The organism is Lactonifactor longoviformis DSM 17459, assembly GCF_900129135.1.
GTDB lineage: Bacteria > Bacillota > Clostridia > Lachnospirales > Lachnospiraceae > Lactonifactor > Lactonifactor longoviformis.
This window is the reverse complement of sequence record NZ_FQVI01000001.1, coordinates 48,862-67,527: the sequence shown is the minus strand read 5'-3', so window position 1 is coordinate 67,527 and position 18,666 is coordinate 48,862. Positions and strand designations below refer to the sequence as shown.

General features: G+C 48.2%; 14 protein-coding genes. 13 read left to right on the top strand and 1 reads right to left on the bottom strand.

What is annotated here, in order from left to right; genetic code table 11:
* Window positions 1-143 precede the first annotated feature (143 nt).
* A complete protein-coding gene (locus tag BUA56_RS00245) occupies window positions 144-1,004 on the bottom strand; it encodes an amidohydrolase family protein (RefSeq protein ID WP_072848125.1) in 861 nt (286 codons plus the stop codon).
* 106 nt (window positions 1,005-1,110) lie between these two features.
* On the opposite strand from BUA56_RS00245, the gene BUA56_RS00240 reads away from it, so the two are divergent.
* The 13 genes from BUA56_RS00240 (at window position 1,111) to BUA56_RS00180 (ending at window position 18,648) form a co-directional block, all read left to right on the top strand.
* The gene (locus tag BUA56_RS00240; RefSeq protein WP_072848123.1) at window positions 1,111-1,941 is read left to right on the top strand and encodes a deoxyribonuclease IV; all 831 of its coding nucleotides are present in this window, start codon (window positions 1,111-1,113) and stop codon (window positions 1,939-1,941) included.
* Window positions 1,942-2,111: 170 nt separating this feature from the next.
* A complete protein-coding gene (locus BUA56_RS00235) occupies window positions 2,112-2,513 on the top strand; it encodes a CidA/LrgA family protein (protein ID WP_072848728.1) in 402 nt (133 codons plus the stop codon).
* The gene (locus BUA56_RS00230) at window positions 2,497-3,189 is read left to right on the top strand and encodes an LrgB family protein (protein ID WP_072848122.1); all 693 of its coding nucleotides are present in this window, start codon (window positions 2,497-2,499) and stop codon (window positions 3,187-3,189) included. The genes BUA56_RS00235 and BUA56_RS00230 overlap by 17 nt, the downstream gene beginning before the upstream one ends.
* Window positions 3,190-3,400: 211 nt before the next feature.
* A complete protein-coding gene (locus tag BUA56_RS00225) occupies window positions 3,401-4,408 on the top strand; it encodes a deoxyguanosinetriphosphate triphosphohydrolase (RefSeq protein WP_072848120.1) in 1,008 nt (335 codons plus the stop codon).
* 80 nt (window positions 4,409-4,488) lie between these two features.
* Complete coding sequence (dnaG, locus tag BUA56_RS00220) at window positions 4,489-6,273, top strand: DNA primase (protein WP_072848118.1); 1,785 nt, start codon at window positions 4,489-4,491, stop codon at window positions 6,271-6,273.
* 39 nt (window positions 6,274-6,312) lie between these two features.
* Complete coding sequence (rpoD, locus tag BUA56_RS00215) at window positions 6,313-7,437, top strand: RNA polymerase sigma factor RpoD (RefSeq protein WP_072848117.1); 1,125 nt, start codon at window positions 6,313-6,315, stop codon at window positions 7,435-7,437.
* 15 nt (window positions 7,438-7,452) lie between these two features.
* Window positions 7,453-8,148, top strand: coding sequence for a tRNA (adenine(22)-N(1))-methyltransferase (locus tag BUA56_RS00210; protein WP_072848115.1), 696 nt, complete (start codon window positions 7,453-7,455; stop codon window positions 8,146-8,148).
* On the top strand, window positions 8,138-8,920 hold the full coding sequence (locus tag BUA56_RS00205) for a Nif3-like dinuclear metal center hexameric protein (protein ID WP_072848113.1): 783 nt from the start codon (window positions 8,138-8,140) through the stop codon (window positions 8,918-8,920). Before BUA56_RS00210 ends, BUA56_RS00205 begins: the two co-directional genes overlap by 11 nt.
* An 82-nt stretch (window positions 8,921-9,002) precedes the next feature.
* Window positions 9,003-10,670: a nucleoside kinase gene (locus BUA56_RS00200; RefSeq protein WP_072848111.1), complete on the top strand. Its 1,668-nt coding sequence runs from the start codon at window positions 9,003-9,005 to the stop codon at window positions 10,668-10,670.
* A gap of 229 nt (window positions 10,671-10,899) precedes the next feature.
* Window positions 10,900-13,044, top strand: coding sequence for a hybrid sensor histidine kinase/response regulator (locus BUA56_RS00195; protein ID WP_072848110.1), 2,145 nt, complete (start codon window positions 10,900-10,902; stop codon window positions 13,042-13,044).
* Window positions 13,041-14,372 carry an ABC transporter substrate-binding protein gene (locus BUA56_RS00190; RefSeq protein ID WP_072848109.1) on the top strand — a complete coding sequence of 444 codons (1,332 nt, stop codon included), beginning with the start codon at window positions 13,041-13,043 and terminating at the stop codon, window positions 14,370-14,372. The genes BUA56_RS00195 and BUA56_RS00190 overlap by 4 nt, the downstream gene beginning before the upstream one ends.
* On the top strand, window positions 14,373-15,923 hold the full coding sequence (locus BUA56_RS00185; protein ID WP_072848108.1) for a sensor domain-containing diguanylate cyclase: 1,551 nt from the start codon (window positions 14,373-14,375) through the stop codon (window positions 15,921-15,923).
* A gap of 13 nt (window positions 15,924-15,936) precedes the next feature.
* Window positions 15,937-18,648, top strand: a complete 2,712-nt coding sequence (locus BUA56_RS00180) for a bifunctional diguanylate cyclase/phosphodiesterase (RefSeq protein ID WP_072848727.1) — start codon at window positions 15,937-15,939, stop codon at window positions 18,646-18,648.
* The last annotated feature ends 18 nt before the right edge of the window (window positions 18,649-18,666 follow it).

The window sequence follows — 18,666 nt, the reverse complement described above, 5'->3', positions numbered from 1 at the left end:
AACGGCCAGGCAGTTAGCTGAGGAGAAACGCAGCAGCAAGCAGATCCACCCAGTACCCCTGGCCCCAAGACCTCCTCCCTTGACCGTCCGTCTGCAACACATCGCTCCCCGATTATATAACTCCGAACTTCACATACACAAAACTAGAATTTTTCTTTAATCTTCCTCTCCCCCAACTCCAATCTCTGTTCCAGATCCCTTTCCCCTGAAAGAATACTTTTAAACCGTTCCCACTCATCCAGCAGCCCCTGCCCGTGGGGGACCAGGTAAGCGCCTGCGTCACTGCCCAGGGCCATGGTGACACCGGCTTTCCAGGCTTTTCTTATAGTTTCGCCTGCTCTCCTCCAGATGCTTTCCAGAACAGTGTCCGAAAACCGTCCGCAGCCTATGAGGTTAGGAACCACAGTGACCGTAGGCACCCACACGGCCTTAGACTGGGAAAAGGCCCGGATGCACTCATCATCCATGTAATTGCCGTGTTCCACGCTGTCCACCCCTGCCAGCAGGGCATCGTACACAGGGCCGGCTCCGTTGGTATGGGCCATGACCGAAAAACCCTCCTCGTGAGCTATGTGTACCATCTCTTTGACCAGCGCATAGGGCAGGGCATTCCCCGTAATATGGCCGTCTGTGTCGAAGTCCATGATTCCCGTTGTCATGATTTTAATAAAATCCCCGCCCTGCACTTTTACCTCCCGGACAAGAGCCGCATATTCCGGAAGCGTATCGAAGCCCTTGCCTACAATGCCTCCGTAGTGCCCGTTTTTATGAATTGCAAAGATAGGAGTGCGGTAGTCGATTCCGTAAGAGGGCGCAATCTCCCGTGCCCGCCTGGAAACGCCAAGGCTGTCTCCGCCGTCCCGGACAAACCCGATGCCCAGCTTTTGATAGGCGGAAAAATGGGCATGGATTACAGATTCGTCCACACCGGTTTGATGGCGGTTTACCGCATGTTTATAGTTAACAGCGTCCATAATAATATGGGCATGACATTCTCCGAACATAGGATCTCTTCTTTCTTTCTGTGATTTGTGATAGAATAGGAGCTGTTAAGCTCAAATAATAATATATCAGATATTGCACGAAATGTTAAGAAAAAGGAGAATTATGATGTTAACAATAGGAAGTCATTTATCATCCGCAAAAGGATATGAAGCCATGGGAAAAGAAGCTCTGAAAATCGGAGCCAATACGTTTCAGTTCTTTACCAGGAATCCCAGAGGGGGAAGGGCAAAAGAGATACGGCCCGAAGATGTGCAGTCCTTTTTGAACCTCTCCAAAGAGCATGGATTTCCCTGTATTCTGGCGCATGCGCCCTATACCATGAATGCCTGCGGAGCAGATGAAAAGGTGCGCACCTTTGCCATTGAAACTATGGCGGACGATCTCAGAAGAATGGAGTATACACCAGGAAATTATTATAATTTTCATCCGGGAAGCCATGTGCAGCAGGGGACTGAAAAAGGGATTGCCCTGATTGCTGATGTTCTGAACCGGAACCTGAGGCCGGATCAGACCACCACGGTGCTTCTGGAGACTATGTCCGGAAAAGGGAGCGAGGTAGGGCGGAATTTCCGGGAACTGCGTGAGATCCTGGATCGTGTGGAACTCTCAGATAAAATGGGAGTCTGTATGGATACCTGCCATGTATTTGACGGCGGGTATGACATTGTAAATTGCCTGGATGAGGTGCTGACGGAGTTTGATCAGGTGATCGGGCTGAAGCGGCTGAAAGCGATCCATTTAAATGACAGTATGAATGAGCTGGGCAGCCATAAGGACAGGCATGCCAGGATAGGGGAGGGACATATCGGCAAAGAGGCCCTGATCCGTGTCATCAACCATCCTGCACTGAGAGAGCTTCCTTTTTATCTGGAAACGCCGAATGATCTGGAGGGCTATGCCGGAGAAATCGAACTCCTAAGAGAAGCATACCGCTAACGTCAGGCGGTATAAAAATAACCAGAAAGCATAAGAAAAAGAAAATAATATTGTTCAATCATCTGAAATTAGGGAAAAAACGGGAGGCAATATTAACAGAGGATCCCAGTTGTGCTATCATAAAAGACGATGCTTATAAGAGTGCAATAGGAAAGAAGGTTCTTAATAATATGAAGTATGTAAAACAGATTGGGATTATCGGAGGCATTACCTTTGCGGGAGAGCTGCTGAATTATCTGCTGCCTCTGCCGGTGCCGGCCAGTGTATATGGAATGATTCTGCTGTTTCTGGCTCTGTGTATGGGAGTTGTAAAAGAAGAGCACATAAAAGAAACTGCCGATTTTCTGCTGGTTCTGATGCCTGTGATGTTTACAGGTCCAAGTGTGGGAGTGATAGAGAATTACGCCAGTATATCCCAGGGCCTGCTGGGGTTTGTGGTGATTATTGTAATTACAACCGCGGCAATTATGGGAGTAACAGGGGCAGTCACCCAGGGAGCGATGCGGCTGTGCGCAAAGGTGAAAAAAACAGAAAAGGAGTCAGGGGGCGAGGACTATGAATGCGGTGTTTGAAAATTCAGCCTATTTTGGTTTTTTTCTTACCCTGCTGGGGTATGGGCTTGGGCTGGCAGTCCAGAAAAAAACAAAACTTGCAGTGTGCAATCCCCTTCTTATCTCCACAGTATTTATTATTGGGGTGCTCCTTGCGGGGAGGATACATTTTGAGACGTTTAATCAGGGGGCACAGTATATCACATATCTGCTCACTCCGGCTACTGTCTGTCTGGCACTGCCATTGTACCGGCAGCTCCGGATACTGAAGGAGAATTTAGTGCCTGTACTGGCTGGCCTTACCGCCGGCACTGTCACCTGTATGGGACTGATTGGAGGGATGGCGTATCTTCTGCATCTGGAACGAACTATGACCCTGTCCCTGCTTCCCAAATCGATCACCACAGCTATTGCCATTGGCGTGACAGAGGAGATTGGGGGACTGTCAGGCATAACAGTTGCTGCAGTGGTAATTACAGGAATTCTTAGCACCGTGGTTGCCGACCTGGTTTTTAAAGTATGCCATATCAAAGATCCCGTGGCCCAGGGGCTTGCACTGGGAGCATCAGGACACGCCATCGGCACAAGCAAGGCCCTTTTGATGGGCGAGATACAGGGGGCTATGAGCAGCCTTGCCATTGTAGTGACGGGAATTATAACGGTAATTCTGGTTCCGGTGGTTGCCAGATTTATATAGGAGCAGAAATGCGGATACCTGTCTGTGATCAGATACAGACAGTATCCGTATTTTTTACTTTACAGAGTATGCCTTATGAAGTAAAAGCCTCTGGGAGACACAGCATACAAAATCAGGCCTTTTCTTACAAAAAAGAGGAAATTTTTGTATTTTGCGGAATATATTAAATATAGACACTTTGATTTTACTTGTTCCCATGGAGGTGCAAAGTATGACAATTCGTGAAAGTTTTGAAGAACTGGAGATGGAACTTCTGAGTCCCTATGCCTCTTACAGCAGACATTCGAGAGGGCGCAGGAGGCATGAAGAAGAGTGTGATGTGAGAACCGTCTATCAGAGAGACAGAGACAGGATTCTCCATTCCAAGGCGTTTCGCAGGATGAAAGACAAAACACAGGTGTTTTTGTCTCCCCAGGGGGATCATTACCGTAACCGGCTGACACATACCTTAGAGGTGTCTCAGATTGCAAGAACCATTGCAAAAGCACTGCGTCTGAATGAGGATCTGGTGGAAGCCATCGCTTTGGGGCATGATCTGGGGCATACGCCCTTTGGACATGCCGGGGAAAAGGTGCTGGATACCATATGTCCGCTGGGATTTGCTCATTATAAGCAGAGTGTGCGGGTGGTAGAACGGCTGGAAAAGCGGGGAGAAGGGCTGAATCTGACCTGGGAGGTACTGGACGGCATACGCAATCACCGAACTGCGGGAAGCCCCAGCACGCTGGAAGGACAGATTGTGCGCTACTGTGACAAGATCGCCTACATACACCACGATATGGATGACGCGGAGCGTGCGGGTATCATCAGCGAGGACAACATTCCCATCACGATCCGAATGCTTTTGGGGTACACAACCAGAGAGCGTCTGAATACCTTTATCCACGACATTATCAGAAACAGCCAGGGGAGGGACAGGATTACCATGTCTCCGGAGATTGAGGAGGGCATGCGGGATCTGAGGAGTATTATGTTTCAGGACGTATATCTGAACCCTGTGGCGAAAAAGGAAGAAGAGAAAGCCTGCAATATGATAGAAAAGCTGTATGAATACTACAGCTCACATGAAACGGCCATGTCCCAGGAGTATGTAGAGCTGATACAAAACGGTGAGGAAAAGGAGAGGGTGGTATGCGACTACATATCGGGAATGACCGACCAATTTTCCATCAATAAGTTCCGGGAAATCTATATTCCGAAGGGATGGGAAGTATATTGACAGGAATTTCCGACAAAAAAATGAGAAAAAGGAAAAGGAAACCGGGAAGTAACGTGTAATATAGCATATGGAGGAAGAACATGTATTATTCAGATGATTTAATTGAAGAGATACGAATGAAAAATGATATCGTGGATGTCATCTCCGGCTATGTGAAGCTGCAGAGAAAAGGAAGTTCCTACTTTGGTCTCTGTCCTTTTCACAATGAGAAATCTCCTTCCTTTTCTGTGAGCCCCGGAAAGCAGATGTATTACTGCTTTGGCTGCGGAGCCGGAGGCAATGTATTTACCTTTATTATGGAATATGAGAATTATACCTTTGTGGAGGCAGTCAAAATGCTGGCCGAACGTGCCGGAGTGGAGCTTCCTGAGATGGAATACTCCAGAGAGCAGAAGGCGCAGGCAGACCGGAAAGCACTTTTGCTGGAGATTCAGAAACAGGCTGCGAACTTTTATTATTACCAGCTCCGCCAGGAAGCGGGCAGACAGGCTTACGGCTATCTCACCGGCAGAGGGCTCAGCGACGATACTATAAAAAAGTTTGGACTCGGCTATTCCTCAAAGTATTCGGACATGCTGCACCGTTACCTGAAACAAAAGGGGTATTCGGATGAACTATTAAAGGATTCCGGCCTCTTTCAGTTTGATGAGAAAAGAGGAATGCATGACAAGTTCTGGAATCGTGTGATGTTTCCCATCCAGGATGTGAATGGCAGGGTGATTGGGTTCGGAGGGCGTGTGATGGGAGAGGGAAAGCCTAAATATCTGAACTCACCGGAGACAAAGATATTCGACAAAAGCAGGAACCTCTACGGACTGAACATCGCCAGAACCTCCAGAAAGAAAAATCTGATTATATGTGAAGGTTATATGGACGTCATTGCCATGCACCAGGCGGGATTCTCCAATGCGGTAGCTTCTCTCGGGACAGCTTTGACATCCGGACATGCCAGTCTGATGCGCAGGTATACAGAGGAAGTTCTCCTCACCTATGACAGCGACGAGGCAGGAAGAAAAGCAGCCCTCAGGGGAATTCCCATTGTGAAGGCTGCGGGGCTCAAGGCCAGAGTGGTGAATCTATCCCCGTATAAAGATCCGGATGAGTTTATACAGGCGCTGGGAAGAGAAGCCTTTGAGGAGCGCCTGGACGAAGCGATGAACAGCTTCCTGTTCGAAATCTCTGTGATGGAAGGAGACTATGATCTTGCGGACCCCCAGGGTAAGACGGATTTTTACCGGGCAATCGCCAAGAAACTGCTGGAATTTCCGGAGGAAATCGAGCGGAACAACTATATGGAGTCCATTGCTTCCAAGTACCATATTGCCTATGAGGACCTGAGGCGGCTGGTGAATAAGCTGGCCCTCAGCGGAACACCGGCAGAGGAGAGAATTAAGCCTAAGTCCGGCATTCACAAAAAAAACAATAAAGAAAGCGGAATCGAAACGTCCCAGAAGCTGATGCTTACCTGGCTCGTTTCCTATCCGTCCATGTTTGACACGGTCAGGGGCTATATTGGCCCGGATGATTTTACTACACCTCTGTACCATACAGTGGCTGAGCTTTTATATGAACAGCACGCACAGGGGGAGGTAAACCCGGCAAAGCTTCTGAACCGGTTTACAGACAGTGAAGAACAAAAAGAGATCGCCTCTTTATTCAATGCCACACTTCATCTGGAGACAGACGGAGAACGGCAGCAGGCATTAACCGATACGGTTTGCCGAATTATGAGAAATAGCATCGAATATCGGACAGCACACCTGTCTCCCACAGATATGCAGGGTTTACAGCAGATTTTGGCGGATAAGCGCAGATTAGAGGAGATAGAGGCAAAACGGGTGATATTGCATATTTCTTTCGATTAAGGATAAAATATAAACAAGTTATGAGAGGATGGAACACCTATGGAAATGAATATGGCAAAATTCAGTGAAAAATTAGCAGAGCTTCTGGAAATGGGCAGAAAGAAAAAGAATGTTCTGGAATATCAGGAGATTAATGACTTTTTCCGGGATACCCCGCTGGATGCTGAATATCTGGACAAAGTCTTTGACTATCTGGAAGCCAATGGAATCGACGTGCTGAGAATCAGCGATACGGATACGGATGTGCTGCTGCTGGACGATGATGAAGATATTAAGTTGGACGAAGAAGACGAGGTAGATGTTGAGAATATAGATTTGTCGGTGCCTGAGGGGATCAGCATTGAGGATCCGGTGCGGATGTATCTGAAAGAGATTGGTAAGGTTCCCCTTCTGACGGCGGAGGAAGAGATTGCGCTTGCCCAGCGCATGGAAGACGGGGATGAGAATGCCAAAAAGCGTTTGGCAGAGGCGAATCTCCGCCTGGTAGTAAGCATTGCAAAGCGCTATGTGGGCCGGGGGATGCTGTTTTTGGATCTGATCCAGGAGGGAAATCTGGGTCTCATCAAGGCAGTGGAAAAGTTTGATTACAGAAAAGGATACAAGTTCAGCACCTATGCCACCTGGTGGATCCGTCAGGCAATTACAAGGGCTATCGCCGATCAGGCCCGGACGATCCGTATTCCGGTTCACATGGTGGAGACCATTAATAAATTGATCCGGGTATCCAGACAGCTTCTTCAGGAGCTTGGCCGGGAACCTCTGCCGGAAGAGATCGCAGAGGAGATGAATATGTCCGTTGACCGTGTCCGTGAGATTCTTAAAATTTCACAGGAGCCGGTGTCTTTGGAAACTCCTATCGGAGAGGAAGAAGACAGCCATTTGGGTGATTTTATTCAGGATGACAATGTACCTGTGCCAGCAGATGCAGCTGCATTTACCCTGTTAAAGGAACAGCTGGTGGAGGTGCTGGGAACCCTTACCGAGAGAGAACAAAAGGTGCTCCGTCTTCGTTTCGGCCTGGATGACGGCCGTGCCAGAACACTGGAGGAAGTGGGAAAAGAATTCAATGTAACCAGGGAACGTATCCGCCAGATTGAGGCAAAGGCGCTTAGAAAGCTCCGCCATCCCAGCCGCAGCCGCAAGCTAAAAGACTATCTGGATTAATACAGGAGAAAGCGTATGCAGTTATCCAACAGGCTTTTAGCTGTGGCCGGCATGGTTACAGAGGGAAACACAGTTGCAGATGTTGGCTGTGACCATGGGTATATCCCCATTTATCTGATACAGCAGAAAAAGATACCAGGTGCCATTGCCATGGACATCCGGAGAGGCCCTTTATCCCGGGCAGAAGCACATATAGAGGAAAATGGACTCAGGGAATACATACAGACGCGCCTGTCAGACGGTGTACAGGCCCTGAAGCCCGGGGAAGCAGATACTCTTATCATTGCCGGGATGGGGGGAGGTCTGGTACAGAAGATTCTAAGAGACGGCGAAGAAGTGCTCCGCAGTGTATCGGAATTCATTCTTCAGCCACAGTCAGAGATTCGCCAGGTACGCTTCTTTCTGCAGAAAAACGGATATTCCATCACAGCTGAAACAATGGTGCTGGAGGATGGAAAATACTATCCTATGATAAAGGCTGTCCATGGAGAGATGGAAGAGACGGAAGAGATTTATTTAAGGTACGGGCGGGAACTGCTTCAGTCCGGACATCCTGTGCTGAGACAGTATCTGGAAAAGGAAAAAGACACCTGCCTGCAGATTCTGGATACGCTTTCGCTGTCCGGAACCCCTCAGGCAAGAGAACGGGAAAAAGAAATTCAACAGGAGATGCAGTATATAGAAGCTGCTTTACTACACTATGAAATGTAAAGAAATCATACAGACACTGGAGAGATTGTATCCCCCGTCCTTTGCAGAGGACTGGGACAACGTGGGACTGTTGGTGGGGGATGAGGAATCCCAGATATCCAGGATATTTCTTGCCCTGGATGTGACGGATGAGACCTTACACGCGGCAGTGGATTTTCACGCGGATCTGATGATAACCCATCATCCCATGATTTTCAGCGGAATCAAACAAGTAAACGCCGGGAATTATCTGGGCAGACGGATCATAAAAATGATAAAAGAGAATATTGCCTGCTATGCCATGCACACGAATTTTGATATCTGCGGCATGGCTGATTTGAGTGCCGGGTATCTTCAGCTGACCGATACCTCTGTGCTGGATGTTACCTTTGAGGACAGCGGCAGAGCGGAGGGGATCGGAAGAGTGGGGACCCTTCCCCGGAGGATGACACTGAGGGAGTGCGCCGGTTTTGTGAAGAAAGCCCTGAATCTGTCCCACGTCACCGTTTACGGAGATATGGATCAGAGCCTGAATCGGGCCGCCGTATCTACCGGCTCCGGAAAGAGTATGGTGGCAAAAGCTATCTCATCAGGGGCTGAGGTTCTGGTGACCGGGGATATTGATTATCACACGGGAATTGATGCGCCCTCCAGAGGGATCGCGATAATTGATGCGGGACATTATGGAACAGAGGCTATGTTTATTGACTTTATGAGACAGGTACTTGCCGGAGAATACCCGCAGCTCATTGTGGAGGGAATGCCGGTAAAAGAGCCATTTACCTGGATGTAATACCAGTGTTTGGATCCTGCAGAGCAGAATTGGGACGGGGAAGTGTATTCCTTCGTCCTTACTTTATAAATGGAGGTTGCATATGGAACAGGAGAGAATTTGGGTAGAGATTAACGGGGAAAAAAGGGAGTATCCATGGGGGATTACTTTTGGAGAAATTGCACAGGATTATGAGGGCAGCACCAGATATCCCATTGTGCTGGTTACAGTGAATGGGAAGCTGAAAGAACTCCATAAACGTCTGAAGAGAGAGTGCTCCATAGAATTTATCACCACCGGGGACTCCATTGGACATAAAACCTACAAAAGAAGTGCCTCTCTTCTTCTCCTGAAAGCAGTGTACCATGTGGCTGGTCACGAAAATGTAGAGAAGGCGGTTCTTCACTTTGCGGTGGGCTCCGGGTTTTATTTTACGATTCAGGGAAAGGTGAAGGTGGATGAGGAATTTCTCGGGAAAGTAAAAGCTTATATGATGGAGATGGTGGAGAAGAAGATTCCCATTATGAAGCGGAGTGTAGGTACCAACGATGCCATAGAACTTTTTCACAAGCATGGCATGTATGATAAGGAAAAGCTGTTCCGCTACCGGCGGGTCTCCAGGGTAAATATTTACAGCATTGATGAATTTGAAGACTATTTTTACGGGTTTATGGTAAATCATACAGGGTATCTGAAATATTTCGATCTGTTTCTCTACGATGAGGGCTTCGTTCTTCAGCTTCCGGAAGCCAGCAATCCGGAGAAGGTGCCGCCGTTTCGTCCCATGCCTAAGATCTTTCAGGTGCAGAAAGAATCTGAGGAATGGGGAGAACGGATGGATGTGGCTACCGTTGGGGAGCTGAACGATATGATTACGACCGTGGGCGCCAGAGAGATGATCCTCATCGCTGAGGCACTGCAGGAAGGGAAGATATCTAAGATAGCGGAAGATATTGCAGGGATGAAGCGTAAGAAGTTTATTATGATAGCCGGCCCGTCTTCTTCTGGAAAAACTACGTTTTCACACAGACTCTCCATTCAGCTGTCTGCGCATGGACTGAAGCCTCATCAGATCTCGGTAGATAATTATTTTGTCAACAGAGAGGATACGCCTGTGGACAGTGAGGGAAACAAAAATTACGAGTGTCTGGAAGCCCTGGATGTAAAGCAGTTCAATGAAGATATGTGCAATCTTCTGGAGGGCAGGTGCGTGGAGCTGCCTACCTACAATTTTGTTACCGGCCAGAGGGAATACAGAGGGGATACCATGCAGCTGGGTCCGGAGGACGTTCTGGTCATAGAGGGGATTCACTGCCTGAACGATAAACTCAGCAGTTCCCTTCCCTCGGACAGTAAATATAAGATTTACATCAGTGCTCTGACCCAGCTGAATATTGATGAGCATAACCGGATCCCCACCACAGACGGACGGCTGATCAGGCGTATTGTGAGAGATGCCAGAACCAGAGGAACCTCAGCCAAAAATACCATAGCCATGTGGCCCTCAGTGAGAAGAGGGGAGAGCGAGAATATCTTCCCCTACCAGGAATCTGCAGATGTTATGTTTAACTCTGCCCTCATCTATGAGCTGGCGATTCTGAAGCTTTATGCAGAGCCTATTCTGTTTGGCATAGAGCGGGATGCGCCGGAATATGTGGAGGCCAAGAGACTTCTGAAGTTTCTGGACTACTTTGTGGGTGTGCCAAGTGAAGATATCCCTCATAATTCCATTCTCAGAGAATTTGTGGGCGGGGGATGCTTCCGCCTGTGACGCTTTCATATTTAACGGATAACCGGCAGCAATCTTTCTCTCCTTTTCAGGGGCGGAAGACTGCTGCCGGTATTTTTGTATTGTTGAATTGTACAGATAAGAATGGTATAATAATTTGGTATAGGTTCCAAGAATGAAAGCCTGCCTGTTCTGCGGGCAGTTTATTATGAAGAGGATCTCTTGCCGGCCTGCAGAAACAGGAGGCAAAGGGATATGGAGAGGATAGGGAATGAAAAAGGCCAGACAAAAAGGCGGTGTCAAATGGCGGGCGCTTGTCCTTGTTTTTGTAACATGCTTTGCTTTCTTAACCGTGGGGTATTGGTTGTATCAGAAGAGTATCGAGCAGGCAGTCTATGCCACTACCGTATCTTTTATGGAGCAGATTGCAGATCATGACCGCCTGAATATTGTCAATCAGATGAACATCAGATGGGAGTATCTGAACTCAATTACTGAGCGGATCCGGCTTAACAGGGAGAACAGCCTGGAAGATGTGCTGTACGAGCTGAATGTGGAATCACAGGCAACCGCTTTTCATGAGATGTATCTTGTGAGTGAGGACGGACAGGTCTACAGCAGTGCTTACATAGAAACCGATCTGCAGGAAATGCCATGGCGGGAAGAGTATGAGAAGGCTGGCGGCAAATTTGTCACAAGATACAGTGAGAGCAGCCGGGAGCGCTGGGGGGAATACCTGATTTATGGAATGAATCTGGATACTCCCATATCCTGCGGAATGAAAACAGTCTCAGGCATAGTCGGCCTAGTGCCTATTACTGAGATTACCAGTCAAATGCGCCTGGAAAGCTTTGACGGACAGGGAGTTGCGCTTGTGATGCGGCCTACAGGGGAGATCATAACAGCCAGTCAGAATTATGACAGCGGTTCAGGGGAACATAACTTTTTTAAGGAGCTGGAGGGAGCCGTTTTCCAAAGAGGCAATTCTCTAGCTGCATGCAAAAAGGCCCTGGAAATGAGTGAAAAACAGTTTGTGAAATATCATTTGGACGGGGAGGGATTTTATTCTCTTTTTCTGCCGTTAAATTATCAGGACAGCAACGACTGGTATCTGGTGGTGCGGGTTTCTGCCAGAGTGACGGATAAGCAGGTACAGGCATTGTTTCTGCGCTCCCTTCCATTTTTTCTGGTTTTAGGGGTGCTGATTCTTGTCGTGACGTATTATGTTTACCGCAGCGGGGCTGAGGCCCGGGTTGCCCGGGCGTCGGAACATGCAAAATCAGCGTTTCTAGCCAATATGAGCCATGAGATCAGAACTCCTTTGAACGGGATTGTAGGACTTCATTATCTGATGCGGCAGCATATAGATGATAAGGAAAAACTGAACGGATATCTGACAAAGGCAGAGATTTCGGCAGAATTTCTGAAAGGTGTAATCACGGATGTGCTGGATATGTCAAAGATAGAGAGCGGACAGTTGGAAATTTTCCAAAAGGAGCTGAATTTATCCGCACTGGTCCGGGAGATTATGGAATTGCTCAACACCCAGGCAGAAGATAAAGGGGTATTTCTGCAGACGGACTGCAGTGAATTGAGAGAACCCTATGTGCTTGGAGACGCACTGCGGATTAAACAGGTGCTGATGAACCTCCTTGGAAACGCACTGAAATTTACTCCGAAGGGGGGACGGATCTCTTTGACAGTCCGGCAGGCGGCGGCAGATGGTGTGGCGGATACTACCTTTACCGTAAGTGATACCGGATGCGGAATGTCACCCGAATTTCTGGAACGTATCTGGCTTCCCTTTGAACAGGAGAGACGTATGGCCTCCCAGAACGGTACCGGCCTGGGCACTACTCTGAGCAAGACCCTTGTGGAGAAAATGGGGGGATCCATACAGGTGGAGAGCCATCCTGGAGAGGGAAGTACATTCACCGTGTCAATCCCGCTGCCCATTGTGCAGGCGTCAAAGATTCCGGAAAGGCCGGCAGTCTCCGAGACAGAGACTGTGTGGGGCCTCGAGGGAAAAAGAGTTTTAGTGGCAGAGGATAATGAGATAAATCGTATGATCGTGGTCTCTGTTCTGGAGGAGCAGGGCTGTGAAGTGTGGGAAGCTGCGGATGGCAGCGAGGCAGTATCCGCATTTGAGAGCAGTACTCTTTTCTTCTTTGATTTCGTGCTGATGGATGTGCAGATGCCGGTAACTGACGGGTACGAGGCAACCAGACAGATAAGGAGTCTGCCGCGGGGGGACAGTACTTCTGTACCAATTATCGCGGTAACAGCCAATGCCTTTCGGGAAGATGCAGAGAAGGCTCTGAAGGCGGGGATGGATGATGTGGTGACAAAGCCTCTGGACATTTCTCTGCTGTTGGAAAAAATTAAAAATCTGAAGAATCAGGGGGATGAGAAATGAAAAAAATGAAAACCGCTTTTTTTCTGCCTGCAATTGTGCTGTGTCTGAGTCTGACCGGATGTGAAGCAAAACAGGAAGATACCATAAAGCATATTACCCTAACGTTAAAGACGACGCCCATAGGCCTGGGAACTGTTTCCGGACTGGGCGAGATAGAAGTTTATGATCTGTTAGTAGCGGCCGGGGAAAAATTTGCCGGGCAGTATGAAAAATATGACGTTGACTTTGCAGTCAGCAGGTATGATTATCTGGACGAAAAAGAACAGCTGGCTGATAAATACGGAACTGATGAGGCTGCGGATATTTTTTATTCCGGATCCTGGAATACACCGGCTTATGCGGCGGACGGCTGGCTGGTTCCATTGGATGATATGATCGATGAAAAGCTGCGCGGTGATATAGAGGAAGCTATCTGGGAACAGAATTCTATTGATGGGCATGTCTATATAATGCCATTCCAGCAGCTGCAGAATACCCTGCTGGTAAATAAGGAAATGATGGAAGCTGCAGGGCTGGAGGAATACATTCCACAGGACAATACAGTGGCCCACTGGTCTACCTCAGAATTCAATACAATACTCTATACCCTGAGGGATTCCATACAGCAGGATAATACTTTTACCTTCATGATGTACGCAGCCAACAACCAGGGGGATAATCATATTATGACTCTGCTCCAATCTTTTGGAGGAACCCTGTATGATGAGGATGGAAGGTTCTCTGTAAACACCCAGGAGGGAATTGAAGCTCTTACATGGATCAAAGAGCTGGATGAACAGGGGATTACCCCTAAGGGGGCTGAAAATATGGAGCTGCTGGACTGCGTGAATCTGTTTTACAACGGACAGCTGGGGATCTGTGTGGGAAACCTGACGAATCTGTGGGATGCCTGGAATAAGGGGCTGGAGGTATTTATTGCTAATTTTCCCAGCATGGACGGAAAGGGGTACTGCACCAGCAGTACTAACGGCTTCTGTGTATTTGACAATGGAGATGAGGACAAAATACAGGCGGCGAAGGACTTTATCCGGTTTATCTACACAGATGAAGAATTGATGAAGTATACTCTGGGGACATTGCCGGTAAACCGTTCTGTCATGGAAGAATACGCGGAGGAGATTCCTTTGCTGCAGACTTACGGTGATAACATGTCAAACTCCATAGATAATATACGCAATAATCGGGAATGGCAGAGTGTTAGGGATGTGTTTTATCTGAATATTCAGGAATTGCTCCTGGGTACTATGACGCCGGAAGAGACTGCGGCTGCCATTGATGAGAGCTGCAATGCTGCTCAGAGCAAGTATCTGCAGGAAAGGTTAGAATAAATGAAAAAAGAACATTTGAATCATGGGAATAACTGGCATATTTCTTTTGCGCCTGTTTTGCGGTACAGTGCGGCTTTCTGTCTGCTCACACTGCTTATCGTTATGCTGGGAGGAGCTGTTCTGTCTTTCAGCGGAATGAGAGAGGATGCAGAGGCTTCTCTTGCCGGCGTTCATGCGCAGATATCCCAGCGAGTTACCGAATCTATTACACTTCTGGAAGCCCTGGCTGGTTTGCCGGAATTCTACGATCCCAAGATACCGCCTATCGAAAAGGTGAAAAAGCTGGATCAGATGTCCCCCCGCTTTGGCTATCTGATGATCTGTTATGTTGACGCAGATATCACCGTTTACTCTGACGGGGAGGAGCCTGCCAGTTTGGCCAGCAGGGATTATATGCAAAGGCTGTATTCTACCGGAAAGAGACAGGTTACAGACAGCTTTGCCGCAGGCGCAGATGGTGTGACTTTGAATTATACAGTTGCAGTGCCCCTCTGTGATGAAGCGAAAAATATAACCGGCAGCCTCTTCTGTGCCATCTACTTTGATGAAATGGTGGAAATCCTGGAGAAATCCTCCAAAATCAACAGCTCTGATGCCACACTGATTGGCACCCGGGGGCAGGTAATGTCATCTACTGCAGGACTGCCCTATGGAGAGTCCATTATGAATGAGCTGAAGAGCAGGCGCCTGATAGGAACAACTTCAGATCAGCTCCAGGAGAAACTGCTGGATGAGGTTCCCGGCGGATACTGGAGCATTGGGAATGGTTCTATTACCTATACGGCATATCAGCGCGTGGAGAATACCGGGTGGGATATTCTTTGCTCCATCGACTTTCTGACGGTTTTTCTTAAGATTTTGCCCAGTCTGCTGCTGGTGGCTGTTCTTACCATTCTCCTCTGTGCCGGTCTTATGGTGATCCTGCGCCGTTACATAGCAGGCCAGATGCAAATGGTGAACATGCTGGTGCATTCCGTGGAAGAGCTGGAAAAGAAAATTTATCAGGATGAGCGCCCTGAGGGTATGAATTTTGATGAGATCATCCGTCTGACCGGCGACGGATTGTCAGACTCGCTGACCGGTGTAGTTACCCGCTCTGTGTTTTTAAACCAGGCGGAAGCACTTCTGAAAAAAACGGAGCCTGATTCTGTCAGCGCACTTTGCTTTGTGGATATGGATAACTTAAAGTATATCAATGACACCTATGGTCACAACGGCGGAGATGTGGCACTGAAAAGTGTGGGATATATTCTCAGGGAATATGAAAAGAAGTACGGCGGCGTAGTCGGGAGGTACGGGGGTGATGAGTTTGTGATACTCCTGATGAACCTGGACGATGAAACCGAGCTGAAGGATGTGCTGAATGAACTGGTATTAAGGCTCCACTCAGAGATAGGATCCGCCGGACGGCATATTCCGGTACAGTGCAGCGTTGGTGTCTCTGTGTACAGCGGGGAGAAAGAACTGCAGCAGATGATCGCTGATGCTGACGAAGCCTTATATTTTGTAAAGCAGAATGGTAAGGGGTATTATAAAATTTATCACAAATAGAATAGAGGTAATTATGAAAAAGCGTGTCAAAGGCGGTATTCTGACGGGTATTGCTGTCCTGGTGTCTTTTATTCTGGCTTTCGCTCTGGGGAATTCAGTGAAGCAGTATATCATCCATATGCGGGAGCGTGAGGCAGAACATATTCTGCATTTTTACGGGGAGAATATCATGCTTCTGTTGAGTGAAAATCTAAATGAAACGGATGGACTCGTCCAAATGGCATACGTGATGGAAGACAGCGACACGTCATGGTTTGATCAGGCAGGGGCTTCCTTGCTGGAAAGGGAAGAGGTTCGCTATGTGTGTCTGATTCAGGGTGACACCATGGTGCAGGCCCTGCCCCGGGAGAAGTACGGGGGACAGGTCGGACGCAGTCTGGAGGATTTTTCCTATATTTATACTATGACAAAGGTAGTAAAGACCCTGGTGGTGGAAGGACCGGTTGAACTGGAGGAGGCGGCAGGAAAGGAGGAAGTCTTTCTGTTCCTGCAGCCTATTTTGGAGAACAATGTCTACATGGGAGAAGTGGCAGTGGCTCTTGACCGGGAATTTGTGCTGGAGCAGCTGGGATTTGAATATTTGTCGGAACAGGGCTATGATTATGAGCTTTGGAGGGTAGAACCTCAGAACGGGGGAAAAGAGGTGATCACACAATTTGGAGAGAAGGTGGATTTTTCCCATGCGGTAAAGACAACCTTTTATCTGCCTACGGAGTGGAACCTCAGCATTCAGCCTCAGGCGGGCTGGCTCACCTCCGGGCAGAGAGCTGCAGTTTTTTTTGGCAGCCTTGCGGCAGCTTTTCTGCTGCTGGGACTCTTCCGTCTGCTTTACAAATTGTCCATCAGCAGCAGGAAGCTGCAGCAGGCTGCATGTACCGACAGCCAGACAGGGCTGTACAATCACAGTGGATTTACTGCTGCGCTGGACAGGTGGATGGCGAAGGAAGACAGTACAATTATGCTGTTCTACTTTGTATATGAGGAGTATAATTTTGTCTCACAGATGATGGGGGTGGAAGAGGAATCTGCCTTTCTTTGCAGCATTACTCCGCGCCTGCAGGGCTTTATTGAAAAGCCGTTTATCGCCGGACGGCTGGGTGCCGGCAATTTTATGCTGGCTGTCCGTGAGGATATGGATGAGATACAGCAGGAGGATTTTGCAAGGGGACTGTCTATTGAATTGCTTCTGAAGGCTTATCTGGAAGGTAAAAAGACTTTCCTGACACCGCGGTACCAGTATGCACGCCTTCTGCCGGGCAAGAAAAGAGCGGAGAAGGAGATTTCTCTGCTTATTCATGCCTATTATTCTCAGAGAAACCAGGAGTCGCCGGCCCGTAGAATGACTGAGAAATGTCGGCACCTGATAGAAGGAAAAAACAATATAACATTTGACGAGTATACTGATCCGGAGATGACAGAACTTTCTAAAGCTTTTAATCAGTACCGCAAGCAGGTGGAGCAGCTTGCATATTTTGACCCTGTATTCAATGTGGGGAACCGTTCCAAATATCTCAGAGATGCTAATATGCTCATATCCTATGACAGAAAAAGACCCTTCAGCCTTTTCTGCGTGGATATCTGTGCGTTCAGCCAGTACAATGAGCTGTTCAGTGCGGATATAGGAGACGAAATTCTGCGGGAGGTAATTTATCGGCTTTCACGTCCCTTTGGCACTTATCTGTACCGGATCAACGGTGACGTTTTTCTGGGGATTTCCATGTCGGGGGAACCTGAGGAGACCATGGCAGCCAGACTGCAGACGATTCTTGCGGCCCCTGCCTCGGCAGGCAATACTACCTTTGTGCTTCGGGTGAGAATCGCAGTATGCCGCTATCCGGCCAACGGGGAGAGTCCTGAACTGCTTCTTGACCGCATACAGTCCGCACTGCGCTATGCAAAAGGAAGCAATCAGAATCTTGTCCTGTACAGCCAGAAGCTGGATACTATTATCCGAACTGAGGCAGATATACTGCGGCGGCTGAAAGATGCTATCTCCCGGCACACGCTGGAGGTGTGGTATCAGCCTATGATTCATGTGGAGACAGGCCGTTTTATCTCGGCTGAGGCACTTGTACGTCTCCCCGACGGGAAAGGGGGATATTTTTCTGCGGGGCAGGTGATCTCCCTGGCAGAGCGAAGCGGTATTGTGGAACAGCTTGGAGATTATGTGCTTCACCAGGCCTGCGGGTTTATGCATTCTACAGGGGAACAGCTGGGTCTGGCTCATATCTGTGTCAATATTTCTGTTCAGCAGATTCTGGTGGGAAACAGTGCGGAGCACCTGTTAGACATTATCCGGAAATCAGGAGTGTGCAGGAAACAGATCACTTTAGAGATTACAGAGAGCATCCTTATCCAGTCTATTGAACAGGCCTCTGTGACGCTGGACAAGCTGCGGGAAACAGGAGTTCGGATTGCACTCGACGATTTTGGCGTTGGATACAGCAGTCTTAACTATCTATCAAATCTGCCGGTGGATATCATTAAAATAGACCGTTCCCTTACCCAGCAGATCCGAACAAGTACCAAGCAGCATGCACTGCTCCACTCCATTGTAGAAATGGCGCAAATCAACTCTCTGATTGTTGTTTCCGAGGGGGTAGAGACAGAGGAGGAGCAGCAGTTGATTTCTGCTTCCGGAGTACAGTATATACAGGGATATTATTATGCAAGGCCTATGAAAAAGGAGGCTCTCATCCATTTCTTAGAAAAAAATAACTTTTAAGGAGAGAAGATAGAGAAT

What these genes read in the sequence shown, in the direction of transcription:
- BUA56_RS00185 (WP_072848108.1), top strand. Translation starts at nt 14,373, where the DNA reads ATGAAAAAAGAACATTTGAATCATGGGAATAACTGGCATATTTCTTTT.
- BUA56_RS00200 (WP_072848111.1), top strand. Translation starts at nt 9,003, where the DNA reads ATGGAACAGGAGAGAATTTGGGTAGAGATTAACGGGGAAAAAAGGGAG.
- BUA56_RS00205 (WP_072848113.1), top strand. Translation starts at nt 8,138, where the DNA reads ATGAAATGTAAAGAAATCATACAGACACTGGAGAGATTGTATCCCCCG.
- BUA56_RS00190 (WP_072848109.1), top strand. Translation starts at nt 13,041, where the DNA reads ATGAAAAAAATGAAAACCGCTTTTTTTCTGCCTGCAATTGTGCTGTGT.
- BUA56_RS00245 (WP_072848125.1), bottom strand. Translation starts at nt 1,004, where the DNA reads ATGTTCGGAGAATGTCATGCCCATATTATTATGGACGCTGTTAACTAT.
- BUA56_RS00180 (WP_072848727.1), top strand. Translation starts at nt 15,937, where the DNA reads ATGAAAAAGCGTGTCAAAGGCGGTATTCTGACGGGTATTGCTGTCCTG.
- rpoD (WP_072848117.1), top strand. Translation starts at nt 6,313, where the DNA reads ATGGAAATGAATATGGCAAAATTCAGTGAAAAATTAGCAGAGCTTCTG.
- BUA56_RS00195 (WP_072848110.1), top strand. Translation starts at nt 10,900, where the DNA reads ATGAAAAAGGCCAGACAAAAAGGCGGTGTCAAATGGCGGGCGCTTGTC.
- BUA56_RS00230 (WP_072848122.1), top strand. Translation starts at nt 2,497, where the DNA reads ATGAATGCGGTGTTTGAAAATTCAGCCTATTTTGGTTTTTTTCTTACC.
- BUA56_RS00235 (WP_072848728.1), top strand. Translation starts at nt 2,112, where the DNA reads ATGAAGTATGTAAAACAGATTGGGATTATCGGAGGCATTACCTTTGCG.
- dnaG (WP_072848118.1), top strand. Translation starts at nt 4,489, where the DNA reads ATGTATTATTCAGATGATTTAATTGAAGAGATACGAATGAAAAATGAT.
- BUA56_RS00240 (WP_072848123.1), top strand. Translation starts at nt 1,111, where the DNA reads ATGTTAACAATAGGAAGTCATTTATCATCCGCAAAAGGATATGAAGCC.
- BUA56_RS00210 (WP_072848115.1), top strand. Translation starts at nt 7,453, where the DNA reads ATGCAGTTATCCAACAGGCTTTTAGCTGTGGCCGGCATGGTTACAGAG.
- BUA56_RS00225 (WP_072848120.1), top strand. Translation starts at nt 3,401, where the DNA reads ATGACAATTCGTGAAAGTTTTGAAGAACTGGAGATGGAACTTCTGAGT.